The 14,201-nt window shown below is 71.8% G+C and carries 12 protein-coding genes and 1 riboswitch; of the genes, 4 read left to right on the forward strand and 8 right to left on the reverse strand.

Going from position 1 to position 14,201, the window contains the following annotated elements:
* Window positions 1–6: 6 nt before the first annotated feature.
* Complete coding sequence (locus AB0E07_RS00860; protein WP_362244930.1) at window positions 7–1,803, forward strand: AMP-dependent synthetase/ligase; 1,797 nt, start codon at window positions 7–9, stop codon at window positions 1,801–1,803.
* A gap of 16 nt (window positions 1,804–1,819) precedes the next feature.
* Here the strand turns inward: AB0E07_RS00860 and AB0E07_RS00865 are convergent, their stop codons facing one another.
* Window positions 1,820–3,400 (reverse strand): GMC oxidoreductase, encoded by a 1,581-nt coding sequence (locus tag AB0E07_RS00865; protein WP_362245731.1) that lies wholly within the window; start codon window positions 3,398–3,400, stop codon window positions 1,820–1,822.
* Window positions 3,401–3,501: 101 nt separating this feature from the next.
* The gene (locus AB0E07_RS00870) at window positions 3,502–4,644 is read right to left on the reverse strand and encodes a glycosyltransferase family 4 protein (RefSeq protein WP_362244932.1); all 1,143 of its coding nucleotides are present in this window, start codon (window positions 4,642–4,644) and stop codon (window positions 3,502–3,504) included.
* Between the two features lie 128 nt (window positions 4,645–4,772).
* On the opposite strand from AB0E07_RS00870, the gene AB0E07_RS00875 reads away from it, so the two are divergent.
* Window positions 4,773–6,008 carry a glycosyltransferase 87 family protein gene (locus tag AB0E07_RS00875; RefSeq protein ID WP_362244934.1) on the forward strand — a complete coding sequence of 412 codons (1,236 nt, stop codon included), beginning with the start codon at window positions 4,773–4,775 and terminating at the stop codon, window positions 6,006–6,008.
* A gap of 24 nt (window positions 6,009–6,032) precedes the next feature.
* Here AB0E07_RS00875 and AB0E07_RS00880 read toward each other — a convergent pair whose 3' ends face one another.
* The 5 genes from AB0E07_RS00880 to AB0E07_RS00900 form a co-directional block, all read right to left on the reverse strand.
* Window positions 6,033–7,226, reverse strand: coding sequence for a hypothetical protein (locus AB0E07_RS00880; protein WP_362244936.1), 1,194 nt, complete (start codon window positions 7,224–7,226; stop codon window positions 6,033–6,035).
* 43 nt (window positions 7,227–7,269) lie between these two features.
* Window positions 7,270–8,283, reverse strand: coding sequence for an NlpC/P60 family protein (locus AB0E07_RS00885; protein ID WP_362244937.1), 1,014 nt, complete (start codon window positions 8,281–8,283; stop codon window positions 7,270–7,272).
* Between the two features lie 226 nt (window positions 8,284–8,509).
* Window positions 8,510–9,544 (reverse strand): NlpC/P60 family protein, encoded by a 1,035-nt coding sequence (locus AB0E07_RS00890; RefSeq protein WP_362244939.1) that lies wholly within the window; start codon window positions 9,542–9,544, stop codon window positions 8,510–8,512.
* Window positions 9,545–9,754: 210 nt separating this feature from the next.
* The gene (locus AB0E07_RS00895) at window positions 9,755–11,098 is read right to left on the reverse strand and encodes an NYN domain-containing protein (RefSeq protein ID WP_362244941.1); all 1,344 of its coding nucleotides are present in this window, start codon (window positions 11,096–11,098) and stop codon (window positions 9,755–9,757) included.
* Window positions 11,099–11,167: 69 nt separating this feature from the next.
* The gene (locus tag AB0E07_RS00900; protein ID WP_095756136.1) at window positions 11,168–11,407 is read right to left on the reverse strand and encodes a hypothetical protein; all 240 of its coding nucleotides are present in this window, start codon (window positions 11,405–11,407) and stop codon (window positions 11,168–11,170) included.
* Between the two features lie 155 nt (window positions 11,408–11,562).
* Between AB0E07_RS00900 and AB0E07_RS00905 the strand changes: the two genes are divergently transcribed.
* Together AB0E07_RS00905 and AB0E07_RS00910 are read left to right on the forward strand one after the other, a co-directional pair.
* Window positions 11,563–12,300: a rhomboid family intramembrane serine protease gene (locus AB0E07_RS00905; protein WP_362244944.1), complete on the forward strand. Its 738-nt coding sequence runs from the start codon at window positions 11,563–11,565 to the stop codon at window positions 12,298–12,300.
* Complete coding sequence (locus AB0E07_RS00910) at window positions 12,297–12,578, forward strand: Lrp/AsnC ligand binding domain-containing protein (protein WP_186284416.1); 282 nt, start codon at window positions 12,297–12,299, stop codon at window positions 12,576–12,578. The genes AB0E07_RS00905 and AB0E07_RS00910 overlap by 4 nt, the downstream gene beginning before the upstream one ends.
* 23 nt (window positions 12,579–12,601) lie before the next feature.
* Here the strand turns inward: AB0E07_RS00910 and AB0E07_RS00915 are convergent, their stop codons facing one another.
* On the reverse strand, window positions 12,602–13,963 hold the full coding sequence (locus AB0E07_RS00915; protein ID WP_362244946.1) for an aminotransferase class V-fold PLP-dependent enzyme: 1,362 nt from the start codon (window positions 13,961–13,963) through the stop codon (window positions 12,602–12,604).
* A gap of 103 nt (window positions 13,964–14,066) precedes the next feature.
* Window positions 14,067–14,183, reverse strand: a riboswitch (SAM riboswitch).
* Window positions 14,184–14,201 lie beyond the last annotated feature (18 nt).

Genomic DNA, 14,201 nt, shown 5'->3' on the forward strand with positions numbered 1-14,201 from the left:
GCAGTCTTGCGCGAGTTCAGCCTTCCGGCTTTGTACGAGGTCCCTGCGGACAGCAATCTGACCGACATCGTCCGCCGAAACGCCGCGCAGCATCCCGATGTCGCCGTCATCGCGCGCAAGGTCGGCGGCAGCTGGCAGGACGTCACGGCCACGGCTTTCCTCGCCGAGGTGCGCTCCGCCGCCAAGGGCCTCATCGCCTCCGGCATCCAGCCGGGCGACCGGGTGGGCCTGATGTCCCGCACCCGGTACGAGTGGACCCTGCTGGACTTCGCGATCTGGTCGGCGGGCGCGATCACCGTGCCGGTGTACGAGACCAGCTCGCCGGAGCAGGTGGAGTGGATCCTCGGTGACTCGGGCGCCAGCGCGGTCCTGACCGAGCTGGACGGCCACACGGCGGCTGTGGAGTCGGTGCGCGACCGGCTGCCCGCGCTCAAGCACCTGTGGCAGATCGAGGGCGGCGGCATCGAGGAGCTGGGCCGCCTCGGCCAGGACGTCGGGGACCACACGGTCGACGAGCGCAGCTCGCTGGCGAAGGCCGACGACCCCGCGACGATCGTCTACACCTCCGGCACCACCGGGCGCCCCAAGGGCTGTGTGCTCACCCACCGCAACTTCTTCGCGGACTGCGGCAACGTCGTCGAGCGGCTGCGCCCGCTGTTCCGTACCGGCGAGTGCTCGGTGCTGCTCTTCCTGCCGCTCGCCCATGTCTTCGGCCGGCTGGTGCAGATCGCCCCGATGATCGCGCCGATCAAGCTGGGCTGCCTGCCGGACATCCAGAACCTCACCGACGAGCTGGCGGCCTTCCGGCCGACGCTGATCCTCGGTGTGCCGCGCGTCTTCGAGAAGGTCTACAACTCGGCGCGGGCCAAGGCGCAGGCGGACGGCAAGGGCAAGATCTTCGACAGGGCCGCCGACACCGCCATCGCCTACAGCCGCGCGCTGGACACCCCCTCGGGTCCGTCGGTCGGCCTGCGGATCAAGCACAAGGTCTTCGACCGGCTCGTCTACAGCAAGCTGCGCGCGGTCCTCGGCGGCCGGGGCGAGTACGCCATCTCCGGCGGCGCCCCGCTGGGCGAGCGCCTGGGCCATTTCTTCCGCGGCATCGGCTTCACGGTGCTGGAGGGCTACGGCCTCACCGAGACCTGCGCCCCCACCGCGTTCAACCCGTGGGACCGGCAGAAGATCGGCACGGTCGGCCAGCCGCTGCCCGGCTCGGTGGTGCGCATCGCCGACGACGGCGAGGTGCTGCTGCACGGCGAGCACATCTTCAAGGAGTACTGGAACAACCCCGCCGCCACCGCCGAGGCGCTCGCGGACGGCTGGTTCCACTCCGGTGACATCGGCACCCTCGACGAGGACGGCTACCTTCGGATCACCGGCCGCAAGAAGGAGATCATCGTGACCGCGGGCGGCAAGAACGTCGCCCCGGCCGTGATCGAGGACCGGATCCGGGCGCACGCGCTGGTCGCGGAGTGCATGGTGGTGGGCGACGGACGGCCGTTCGTGGCCGCGCTGGTCACCATCGACGAGGAGTTCCTGGGCCGCTGGGCCGCCGAGCACGGCAAGCCCGCGGGTGCCACCGCGGCGTCGCTGCGCGAGGACGCCGACCTGCTGGCCGCGATCCAGTCGGCGATCGACGACGGCAACGCCGCGGTGTCCAAGGCGGAATCGGTGCGGAAGTTCCGCATTCTGTCCTCCCAGTTCACGGAGGAGTCGGGCCACCTGACGCCGTCGCTGAAGCTCAAGCGCAACGTGGTGGCGAAGGACTTCACGCAGGAGATCGAGTCGATCTACGCGAAGTGACCGGCCTCCACCCGCACTACGGCGCGGTGTCCTCGACGAGGACCCGCGCCATCGTGCGTTCGGCGAGCGCGGTGATCGTGACGAACGGGTTCACCCCGAGCGTCCCGGGCACCAGCGAGCCGTCGGTGACGTACAGCTTGGAGTACCCCTTCACCCGGCCGTAGTCGTCGGTCGCCCGGCCCAGCACGCAGCCGCCCAGCGGGTGGTACGTGAAGTCGTCGGCGAAGGCCCGGCTGGGCGAGCCGAACAGGTCGTACCGGTAGATCGTGGCGTTGGCCCGGTTGACGCGGTCGAAGAGCTTCTTGGCCATGGCGGTGGAGACCGCGCTCTGTGCGGCGGTCCAGTTCAGTGCCAGTCTGCCGCCCGACCAGGAGAAGGACGCCCGTTCCCGGTTCTTGGTGAGCGCCAGGTACAGGCTCACCCAGTTCTCCAGGCCGGTCGGCAGCGGGGCGATCTCGGCGAAGACCGGGTTGGCGGCGTTCGACCAGTCGTCGATGCCCATCACCGGCATCGTCGACTGGTTCACCCCGACCGTGTCCCACAGGTGGTTGGCCCGGCCGAGCATCACGTTGCCGTTGGTGCCCCAGCCGGTGCCGACGCTCGCGTCGAGGTCGGGCAGGGCGCCCGTCTCCCGTGCGCGCAGCAGGAGTTCGGTGGTGCCGAGGCTGCCGCCGCCGAGGAAGAGGTACGTGCAGTTGTACTCCTTGGTGCCGACGACCGCGCCGGTCTCGTCGATCAGCTGGGTGGTGAGCAGGTACGTCCCGTCCCCGGCCCGGCTGACCGCGGTGACCCGCTCCAGGGTGTGGATCGTGACGTTCCCGGTGCCGAGCGCGGCGGCCAGGTAGGACTTGTCGAGGCTGCGTTTGCCGTGGTTGTTGCCGTACATCACCTCGCCGTTGAGCGCGGAGCGGGGCGCGGTGCCGGCCGCCTCGCGCTGGAGGTGGCCGAAGTCGTACACGTTCGGCACGAAGGTGGTCCTGAGGCCCGCGTTGGCCGCGTGCTTGCGGGAGATCCGGGTGTAGCGGTACCACTCGGTGGACTCGAACCAGGCCGGGTCGATGCTGTTGACGCCGAGCATGGAGCGGGCCCGGGGGTAGTAGGTGCCGTACATCTCGTCCGCGTCGACGGAGGGGAACTGCTCCTCGAAGTACGACTTGAGCGGGGTGACCGCCATGCCCCCGTTGACCAGGGAGCCGCCGCCGACGCCGCGGCCCACGAAGACCGAGATGTCGGCGAAGTGCACGCGGTCCAGGACACCGGGGTAGGGGCTGATGTCCTTGTTGACGACGTCCAGCCAGAGGAAGCTGGCCAGCGGGGCCTCGGTGCGGGTGCGGAACCACATCGAGCGGTGGTCCGGGGCGCTGGTGGAGCAGAAGACCTTTCCGTCGGGGCCGGCGGTGTTCCACAGCCGGCCCATCTCGATCACGATCGTACGGATCCCGGCCTGGCCGAGGCGGAGGGCGGCGACGGAACTTCCGTAGCCCGAACCGACCACGATCGCGGGGGCGTTGTCCACGGCGGCCGGCTCGACTGCCGACGCCGACTGGAGACCGATGCGGGTGAGACCGGACGCGGCGGCCGTCTGAAGGGCCACCATGCCCAATATGTGACGTCTCGTCAGCTGACGCTGCATCAGTTTTGCTGTCATGTCCGGAGCATGGACGGATTATCTCCCTCCGCCTAGCCCGGCGGCAGGCTTTAGAGCAGCGTCTTCAACTTCTCCGCCAGGAGGTCCCAGCGCCACTTCTCCTCGACCCACGCGCGGCCCCGCTCGCCCATCCGCCGGCGCAGCTCCGCGTCGCCGAGCAGGGCGATGATCGGGTCGGCCGCCTGCTCCGGCGAGCCGCCCCCGACCACCCAGCCGGTCTCCCCGTCGAGCACCGCGTCCGGCGCGCCGCCGGAGTCGCCCGCCACCACCGGAAGTCCGGTCGCCGACGCCTCCAGGTAGACGATCCCGAGGCCCTCCACGTCCAGCCCGCGCCGGCGGGTGCGGCAGGGCATCGCGAAGACGTCCCCGGCGCCGTAGTGCGCGGGCAGCTCGGACCAGGGCACGGAACCGGTGAAGCGGACCGAGCCGGCCACCCCGGTGTCCTGGGCCAGCCGGCGCAGCTCCTTCTCGTAGGGGCCGCCGCCAACGATCAGCAGTACCGCGTCCGGTTCCTTGGCCAGGATCCGGGGCATCGCGAGGATCAGGGTGTCCTGGCCCTTGCGCGGCACCAGCCGGGAGACGCACACCACGACCGGCCGGTCGGTCAGCCCGAGGCGGGCGCGCACCTCGGCGCCGCCGGACCCGGGATGGAAGGTCTTCTCGTCGACGCCGGGCGGGAGCTGCGCCATCCGCTCGGCCGCGGCCGGGCTCAGCGCCTGCGCGATCCGTGAGCGGGTGTACTCGCCGAGGTAGGTGATCGTGTCCGTACCCTCCCCGATGCGCCGCAGCAGTTGACGCGAGGCGGGCAGCTGGGCCCAGCCGGCCTCGTGGCCGTGGGTCGTGGCGACCAGCCGCCGGGCGCCCGCCCTGCGCAGCGCCGGGGCCATCAGCCCGAGCGGGGCCGCCGCGCCGAACCACACGGAGGTGCAGCCGTGCTCGCGCAGCAGCCCGGCCGCCCGCCGGGTCGCGCCCGGCGTCGGCAGCAGCATGGTGGTGGAGTCGCGGACGACGGTGAAGGGCTGTTCGGCGTCGAAGGCGGCGGTCGCCTCGGCGCCCTCCCGGCCCCGCTTCCAGGTGGAGGCGTAGACGACCAGTTGCTCCGGATCCAGCCGCAGGGCCATGTTGTGCAGGAAGGCCTGGATGCCGCCGGGGCGGGGCGGGAAGTCGTTCGTCACGATGAGCGTCTTGTGCATCGCGGCCGACCCTATCGGAGGCACGGCCGCGCCCCGCACCGCGCGTCACAGCCGCGCCGGTGGCCGGCCCACAGCATCCCGGGACATCATGTTCCCCTCAACGCGAACGCGGACGTCAGGGGAGTTCAGTGAAGACGGCGGGCACACGGTGGTCCTTGGCGGGCCTGCTCGGGATCTGGGCCCTGACCAGGGTGGTCCTGCTGCTCTTCGTGTTCAGGGTGCATGTCTTCCCCGGCCCCGACGTCACCAGCGACGTCTCCGTGATCTACCGCGGCTGGTACGAGGTGCTGCGCACCGGAACGTTCCCGCAGGACGACGTCACCTGGCAGTACCCGCCCGCCGCGGCCCTCGCGATCCTCTCCCCCGCCGTGCTGTTCTACCTGGACTACGCCTCCGCGTTCTTCGTCCTGGCCTTCACCGCCGACCTCGCCGTCCTCGCGATGCTGCTGTACGCGGGCCCGCGCCCCGGCCGCACCCTGCGCGGCGCCTGGGTCTGGACGGTCGGCGTCGCGCTGCTGGGGCCGACGGTGTACGCCCGCTACGACGTCATGGTCACCGCGGTGGCGGTGGCCGCGCTCTTCGCGGGCGCCCGGCGCCCCCGCACCATGGGCGCGCTGACGGCGTTCGCCGCGCTGCTGAAGGTGTGGCCGGTGCTGCTGCTGGTGGCCGCCCGCAGACGCTCGGCGTGGCTGTCGGCCCTGGTCACCGCGGGTCTGCTGGCAGCGGTGTTCGGGCTGTCGATGCCCGGCGCGTTCGCGTTCCTGAGCTTCCAGCGGGACCGCGGCACCGAGGTGGAGTCGCTGGGCGCCCTGGTCTTCCATGTGGCCCGGCACTTCGGCTGGGAGGGGCGGGTGCTGCTGAACTACGGCTCGGTGGAGTTCCTAGGCCCGTGGGTGAACATCGTCTCCACGGTCGCGCTGGTGCTGACCGCGCTGGCCTTCGGCTGGCTGCTGCTGTGGCGGCTGCGGGCGAACCGCTTCCTGCCGCACACCCTCGCGGACGCGGCCTTCGTGGCGGTGCTGATGTTCACCACGACCAGCCGGGTCATCAGCCCGCAGTACATGGTGTGGCTGGTCGGCCTGGCGGCGGTCTGCTGGTGCTTCCGGGGCAGCCGCATGGGCCTGCCGGTCTGCCTGGTGCTGGCCGCCTGCCTGGTGACGGTGCTGGAGTTCCCGGTCTGGTTCGCCCACGTGGTCTCCAGCGACGGCCTCGGGATCACCCTGCTCTTCGTCCGCAACGGCCTGCTGGTCCTGGCCACCGTGCTGGCCGCCCGGGTGCTGTGGCGGTCCACCGTCACCGCGCCCGCCCGGCCCCGGCTGCCCGCCCAGGCCACCCGTACCAAGGAGACCCCGCTCGCCTCCTGACGCCCGGCCGGGCAAGGGGCGCGGTCAGGCGAACTGCGTGCGCAGGTACTGCCGCCACTGCCCGGTGAACTCCTCCACCGAGACCCCGAGCACCTCCTCCAGCGCCCCCTCCACCGCGCCCGCCCGCTTCTCGTGGGCGCCGACGGCACGGTAGAACTCCGCGAGCCTCGGCTCGCCCCAGCGGTCCGCGATCATCCGGCAGGCCATCCAGCCGCTCTCGTACGCCCGCGCCAGCCCGGCCGAGTCCCCGGTGAAGGCGAAGTCGTCGTCGGTCGGCAGTCCGGCGGGGACGTCCCCCTCGGTGACCGCCTGCCACAGCTCCGGCGCGGCCTCCGTGGGCGTGCGTCCCGTCTCCCGGTAGCCGACCCAGTCGGCGAACCCCTCGGAGAGCCACAGCGGGGTGGCCGGACCGGTGTGGGCCCGGGTCGCGACATGCGTGGTCTCGTGGGTCAGCACGACCTGCTTGCCGCTCTGGCCGAGGACGCCGTACGCGACCGGGTTCAGGATGATCCGGTCGGCGGGCGCGTCGTGCGGGGCGCCGGTCTCGCCGGTGGTCACGGCGGCGATCCCGCGGTACGAGGAGGCCGGTGAGGCGAGCAGCGCGGCCATCCCCTCCAGCGTCTCGGGCACGAGCACCACGGTCCGCCGCGGCCACTCGGTGCCCCAGGCCCGGGTCACCGCGGGCACCGCCCGGTCGACGAGCCCGGCGTAGGCGCCGAGCCGCCCGGCGGGCTGCCCGACCCCGAGCACGATGCCCCAAGCGGCCCGGACCACCTCCACCCGGCCCTGGTCCCACAGCTGCTCGGCGGTCCCCTCGGCGGGCCGCTCCGACTCGACGTACCAGTCGCCCGCGGCGTCCGGGCTCAGCTCCAGCGTGCGGGCCACGGTGACCGGCTCCCGGTCCAGGCCCCGGATGCGGTAGCGCAGCTCCGCCTCGGCGGTCGCCTCGTCGCCCTGCCGGCTGAGCCCGGTCACCCGGTAGGTCCACTCGGCGAACGGCACCGCGCGCAGCTGGTCGAACCCGCTCTGCGCACCGGTCCGGACGAACGCCGACTCGTCGTGCCCGACGATCGCCTCCGCCCGCCGGTCCAGCACCCGCTGCACGGACTCCCGGGCGGCATCGACGGGGGTCCGGCCCCCGCACGCCACGAGCGCGACGAGGAGCAGGCAGAGCGCCACCACCCCACCGGACCCGGGCACCCGCCGTCGACCAGCCATGCCGCGATCGTACGGCGATCAGCACGGGAAGGTCAGACCTCCGTCACACCCTGGTCACCGTCGCTCCCGGCATCATCCCCACCGGGTCGTAGCGCACCGGCGCGCCCGGATAGGGGGCGTGGATCACCTGGCCGTTGCCCACGTACATGCCGACATGGCTGGCGTCCGAGCGATAGGTGACCAGATCGCCGGGCTGCGCCTGGGAGAGCGGCACCTGGGCGCCGGCGAAGCGCTGCCCCTGGGAGGTGCGCGGCAGGGCCACGCCGGCCTGGGCGTAGGACCACTGCATCAGGCCCGAGCAGTCGAAGCCGCCGGGGCCGTTGGCGCCCCACACATAGGGCTTGCCGAGGGCGGAGCGGACGGCAGCGACGGCGGTGGCGGCCCGGCCCGAGGCGGGCACCGCGCTGCCGGGCTCGGGCATGCCCGCGCGGCCGGAGCGGGACGCCCGGTCGAAGGCGGCGCGCTCGGCGGAGGGCAGCGCGTTCAGCAGCGCGCGGGCCTTGGCGAGCTTGCCCTCGACCGTCCGCTTGTGGGCCGCGACGGCCTTGCGGCTCCTCTCCAGCTCCCCGAGCTTGCGGGAGGCCTCGGCCCGGTCCTGGGCGATCTCACGCATCGCGTCCTGAAGGTCTTTCAGCTCGCCCGCCTGACGGACCGTGATCCGGTCCAGGACGGACGCCTTGTCGAGATAGTCGTCCGGGTCGTCGGAGAACAGCAGGGCCAGCGAGGGGTCGAGACCGCCGGACCGGTACTGCGCCCCGGCCAGCGAACCGAGCGCCTCCCGCATGGAGTTGATGCGCTCCTGCTGGCGGGCGATCCGGTCCCGGGACAGGCCGACCTCCTCGCGCAGCGAGTCGGCGCGCTCGTCGGCCCTGTTGTACGCCTCGGTGGCCCGCTCGGCCTCCTCGTAGAGGCGGTCCACCTCGGCCCGGGGGTCGTCGTGCGGCGCGGCCAGCGCCGGTACGGCCCCGAGGGCGGCGGCGGTGGCGGAGAGAACGCAGAGCGCGGTGGACGCGCCCCGGTCGAACCCGGACGGTACAAGGCGACGATGGGACCCCACGGGAAGCCGCGCTCCTTCCGCTGGCGGACAAGGCCTTCCCCGGCGAGGGGGAAACGCGGCAGACCATAGCCCCGCGACGGGGCACCGACCAACGACCGCCGTGCGCACGCACAGTGACGCCCCGCCTATGACGCAGGTCATGGGCGGGGCGCGAGGTCAGTTCACGTCGTGGGGATTCGCCCGTTCGGGCGGCACGGTGTCGTGATCTTGGTGGGGTCCGGGGTGATCAGATCCGGACGCCGAACTGGAACGGCATGTTGTTGATCGACTCGTAGCGGACGACCGTGCCGGAGCGCGGGGCGTGCAGCACCTGGCCGTTGCCCGCGTAGAAGCCGACGTGGTGCAGGTCGCCGTAGAAGATGACCAGGTCGCCGACCTTCAGGTCGGACTGGCTGTAGATGCGGGTGCCGTAGCTGGCCTGGGCCTGCGAGGTGCGCGGGATGCCGACGCCGGCCTGGGCGAAGGCCCAGGAGGTCAGGCCCGAGCAGTCGAAGGAGGACGGGCCCGAGGCGCCGTAGACGTAGGGCGAGCCGATCTTGCTCTGCGCGGCCTGGAAGGCGGCCATCGCGCGGCCGGAGCCGGTGGCGGCGTTGCCGAGGTCGACGCGGTCGGCGGAGGAGCGGCTGGCGCGGGCCTCCTCCTCGGCGAGGGCGGCCTTCTCGGCGGCGGTCAGGGAGTTCAGGAGCTTCTGCGCCTCGGCGAGCTTGTCCTGGACTTCCTGCTTCTTCTTGCCGAGTTCGGTCCGGGTGGAGGCGAGGTCCTTGAGCTTCTCGGTGGCCTCGGCCCGGTCCTGGGCGAGTTCGCGCTGCTTGTCCTGGATCTTCTTCAGCGACTCGACCTGCTGGCTGCTCAACTGGTCGAGGGTGGACGCCTTGTCGAGGTAGTCGTCCGGGTCGGCGGAGAGGAACAGCTGGACCGAGGAGTCGATGGAGCCGGTGCGGTACTGGGCGGCGGCCGCCAGGCCTATGCCCTCGCGCAGCTCGTTGAGGTCCTCCTGGCCGCGCGCCACGTTGTCCTGGATCGTGGAGATCTCCTTCTGGAGCTTCTCCTGCTTCTCCTTGGCGCCGTTGAACTTCTCGGTGGCCTGCTCGGCCTCCTCGTAGAGCTTGTCGACCTTGGCCTTGACCTCGTCCTTGCTCGGCTTCTCACTGGGAGCGGCGTTGGCCGCCTGCGAGCTGATGGCCACGGCAGCAGCGGCGGCGGTGGTCAGCACGGTCACACGTGCGCGGCTCGGCTGCTTGGGTCGACGGTGGGACGCCACGGAGGCGAACTCCTTCTTCTCAGTGATCTTCCGATCGAAGGTTCGAAGGCAGACCCTAGTGACCCCGCTGTGATCAGATCAAATCCCTGGGCGATTTATCCCGGTTACGGTCCGCATTCTTTACCATCAACCCACGTGCAGTGATTCCCACTTGACACTACGTTGCGTGACAATCTCGCCAATTCGGGCATTGCTGCCGCAGGTTGACCTTCAGGACAGTCGCTTGAGAAGCACCGCAGAAGCCACGGGGCGCGCGCCGGCGCGTGCGACCCCGTCGGCCACCTCGCGGTCGGTCGAGACCACGATGACCGGACGGCCGGGCGGCTCGGCCCGCACCAGCTGGCGGATCAACTCGTCGGCCGTGACACCGGGCTTGGAGAACAGCACCCGCACGCCGCGCGGCGGCGCCAGCAGCACCGGCGCGACCAGTTCGGCCCCGTCGAAGACACAGGTCACCTCGGCGCCGGTCTGCGCGGCGAGCTGCGAGAGCTGCCCGAGCAGGCGCAGCCGCTGCTTCTCCAGCGGCATCTGGGGATAGCCGGTCTTGGTGACGTTGTAGCCGTCGACGACCAGATGCGCCTGCGGCAGCGCCAGCAACTGGTCGAGGATGGCCGGGTCGTTCTCGGACAGCGCCCGCGCGGCGATGTCCTTCGGTGTCATCCGTCCCGGCTCGACCGCGTCCACGGTCTCGGCCGGGCGCACCGACACCGGCGGCAGGGCCAGTTCGCGGCGGAGTCCCTGCGCCGCGTCCAGCAGCGTGTCGAGCAGCAGCCGGACCCGCATGTCCTCGACGCTGCGGCCCTCGCGCGCCGCCCTGCGGGTGGCCTCCAGCGCGGCCTCCGCCTCACCGAGCCGCGACTTCAGCCGACGCGTCTCGCTCTCGGCGGCGGACACCTGCCCGTGGGCCTCGGCGCGCAGGGCCTCCATCTCGCCGTGCGCCTTGCGCAGCGCCGCCTCGCCCCGCTTGACGTCGCTGAGGGCGGCCCGCAGCTTGCGGTGAAGCGATTCGGCTTCCTTCTTCGAGGCGTCCAGCTCGGTGCGCAGCCGCTCGGCCTCGGCCCGGGTCTGCTCCTTGGCCTGGGCCAGCTCGCCGCGGACCCGTTCCAGTTCGGCCCGGCTCTCCTCGTCGGCGCGCTCGGCATCGGCCCGCTGGGCCTCCTCACCGGCAGCGGCGACCAGCTTCACCCAGCCGGTGGGCCGGAGCACATAGGCCGCGGCCGCCACATCGAGCGGATCCGCGGCCGGGGGCGGCGAGCCGGAGTCGAGGGCGCCGGCGATCTCCGGCTGGGCCTCTCTGAGCTTCTCCCCGATCCGCTGGCGGAAGAGCGGGTCGGTCTCCAGCGCGGCCGCCATGGCGTTGCCGGCGAACTTGGCCCGCCGGTTCGGGGCGAACCGCGCGTACTGCCTCAGCTGGGCGGGCAGTTCCCCGACGGTCAGCCCGCCGAAGCCGTCGGAGACGATCTGCACGACGCGTCTGCGCACACCGTCGGGCAGCGGACGGTCGAGCACCTCGGCGGCACCGTCGCCCGGTCCCCCGCCCGTGGTCTCCACCATCCGTCTTCACCCCATCGCCGATGCGGGGTCCCCCTGGCTGAGGGGACCGTCCTGGCGGGGCCGCTCCCCTCAGGAGCCGGCGCCCGGCCTGTCCACGAGTTCCACCTGGTCCACCGCGTTGCACCAGCGGCAGCGCACCGACTCGATGGTCTCACTGACCACGTCGCGCTCCTCGACCTTGGGCTCACCGGCGAGGTCGAGGTGGACGTACTCGACCACCTTCGACGAGCGGGTCACATCGAAACGGGTGAGGTTGCCGCAGAGCGTGCAGCGCCACCGCGTGGTGGCCGTCGGCAGGGGAACCGTCATCGCGACCGTTCGTTCCTTCCAGTGTCGGTGACTCACCGGTCTCCCCGGTGGGTGTGGCTCGTAACCCTACGGCCTGGCGGGTACTCGCCGCTCGGCCGTCCACGGCGGCGAGGCGGTCTGTCGGTGTACGCCCCGTTACGTCATGCTCTGTAGTCATGATCGGCAAGTGGAGCCCCCGGGCCGCGCACACCATCCGGCTGCCGTCGGCACCGGTCACCTACGCACTGATCGGCCTGTGCTCACTGATCTTCCTGATCGGACCGGCCTCGGGGCTGAATCCGGTCCACGGCACCGGCGAGGAGCTGGCCGCCGCCCAGCGCGCGTACTTCCGCCGCTGGGGCGTGGTCCCGGCCGAGCTGTTCGAGGGCTCGGCGCGCTCGGCGCTCACCCCGGCCACCGCGCTGTTCGTGCACGGCAGCTGGGTGCACCTGCTCGGCAACATGCTCTTCCTGTACGTCTTCGGCGTGCTCACCGAGGAGCGCATGGGCCGCGTCCAGTACACCCTCTTCTACCTGGGCTGCGGCTATCTCGCCCTGCTGGGCTACGCGGCCGCCAACTCCGACTCCGAGCAGTCCCTGGTCGGCGCCTCGGGGGCGATCTCGGCGGTGCTCGGGGCCTTCCTGGTGCTGTTCCCCAGGGCCCGGGTGACCAGCCTGCTGCCGTTCCTGTTCTTCCTGCCGCTGCGCTTCCCAGCCTGGGTGGTGCTGCCCTTCTGGGCGGCCCTGCAGTGGCTGGCGGCGGGCCGGGCGTCCAGCGGGCCCGGGGTCGCCTATCTGGCCCATCTCATCGGCTTCGGCCTGGGCTGCTGCTTCGCCTGGGTGCGCTTCGGCCGTGCGACTAGAGTGAGGTCCACCCCAGCCAGGCCCGTCCCCGAGGGAGAGAACCAGCCGTGATCACCGCGATCGTCCTCATCAAGACCAGCGTGGACCGGATCCCCGAGATCGCGGAGCAGATCGCTTCGCTGGACAGCGTCAGCGAGGTCTTCTCGGTCACCGGCACCTACGACCTGATCGCCATGGTCCGGGTCAAGGAGCACGAGGACCTCGCCGAGGTGATCCCCGGCCGGATCAGCAAGATCCCCGGCGTGGAGGGCACGGACACCCACGTGGCGTTCCGTACGTACTCCCAGCACGACCTGGAGGCCGCGTTCGCGCTGGGGCTGGACAACTAGCCCAGCCCCGGATGCATGGGCGGTCAGACCGCGGGCACGCAGCGGCCGTCCTCGGTGCGGTAGTTCCACTGCGCGCCGTCGGTGACGAGTTCGCGGACCGCGGTCACGAACCGCTCCACGTGCTCGTCCGGAGTACCCGCGCCGAAGCTGACGCGGATCGCGTTGAGGGACTTCTCCCCGGGCGCCGCCTCGGGGGCTCCGCACTCGCCCTGGGTCTGGGGGTCGCTGCCGAGCAGGGTGCGCAGCAGGGGGTGGGCGCAGAACAGGCCGTCGCGGACGCCGATGCCGTACTCCGCGGAGAGCGCGGCGGCGAAGTGGGAGCTGTTCCAGCCGTCGACGACGAAGGAGATCACGCCCACGCGCGGGGCGTCGTCGCCGAAGAGCGACAGGATCCGCACCTCGGGGACCTCGGCGAGGCCCGCGCAGACCTTCTCGATCAGGTGGTTCTCCCGCGCGAGCAGGCTGTCGAAGCCGGCCTCCGTGAGGGCCTTGCAGGCGGAGGCGATGGCGTAGGCGCCGATGACGTTCGGCGAGCCGGCCTCGTGGCGCGCGGCGCTCTCGTGCCACTGGACGTCCACTCCCCCGTCCTCGCGCCGAGTGACCTTGCGGCTGGCGCCGCCGCCCGCGAGGTAGGGCTCGGCCTCGCGCAGCCAGTCGGCGCGGCCGGCCAGGACGCCGGAGCCGAAGGGCGCGTAGAGCTTGTGGCCGGAGAAGGCGATCCAGTCCACGTCGAGGTCGCGCACGGAGACCGGGTGGTGCGGGGCGAGCTGGGCGGCGTCGAGGACGATCCGGGCGCCGTGCGCGTGAGCGGCGGCGGCCAGCTCCCGCACCGGCCACAGCTCGCCGGTGACGTTGGAGGCGCCGGTGACGCAGACGAGGGCGGGGCCGTACGGGTCGCGGTCGGCGAGGGCCCGCTCCAGGGTCCGTACCGCCGCCTGGGGGGTGCGCGGGGCGTCGAGGTAACTGACCCGGGCGTCCTGCCAGGGCAGCAGCGAGGCGTGGTGCTCGGTCTCGAAGACGAAGACCTGGCAGTCGGCGGGCAGGGCCGCGGCGAGCAGGTTCAGGGAGTCCGTGGTGGAGCGGGTGAAGACCAGCTGGTCGTCGGGGCGGCAGTCGAGGAACTCGGCGACGGTCCGGCGGGCGTTCTCGAAGAGGTCGGTGGAGAGCTGGGAGAGGTACCCGGCCCCGCGGTGGACGCTGCCGTAGTACGGCGCGTACGCCGCGACGTCGTCCCAGACCCGCTGGAGCGCGGGGGCGCTGGCGGCGTAGTCCAGCGCGGCGTAGGTGACCTCGCCGCCGGTGACGAGCGGCACGGTGACATCTCGCCCCAGAACGGGCAGCGGGGTGCAAATGGTCTGGGCGGAGGCAGCGGTGGAGACGGACATGACGGGGGCTCCCGTGGATGAAGAGGTGTGAGAGAGAAGGGGTACGCAGAAGCGGGGCTCAGCGGCCCTATCGCATTCGCTTGCTCACGGAAGAACTCCTCGACGACCGCGCTTGCCGTGAACCTTGCTGTTCACGGCCTGGTCTTCACCCGGGGCACCCCGCCACGGACGGAGGGTTGCCGGACAGTCGGCCGGGGCCTCATGACTGTCACTCATGACCTGGTACAGGAACGTACGT

This window comes from Streptomyces sp. NPDC048002, assembly GCF_040653275.1.
Taxonomy (GTDB): domain Bacteria; phylum Actinomycetota; class Actinomycetes; order Streptomycetales; family Streptomycetaceae; genus Streptomyces.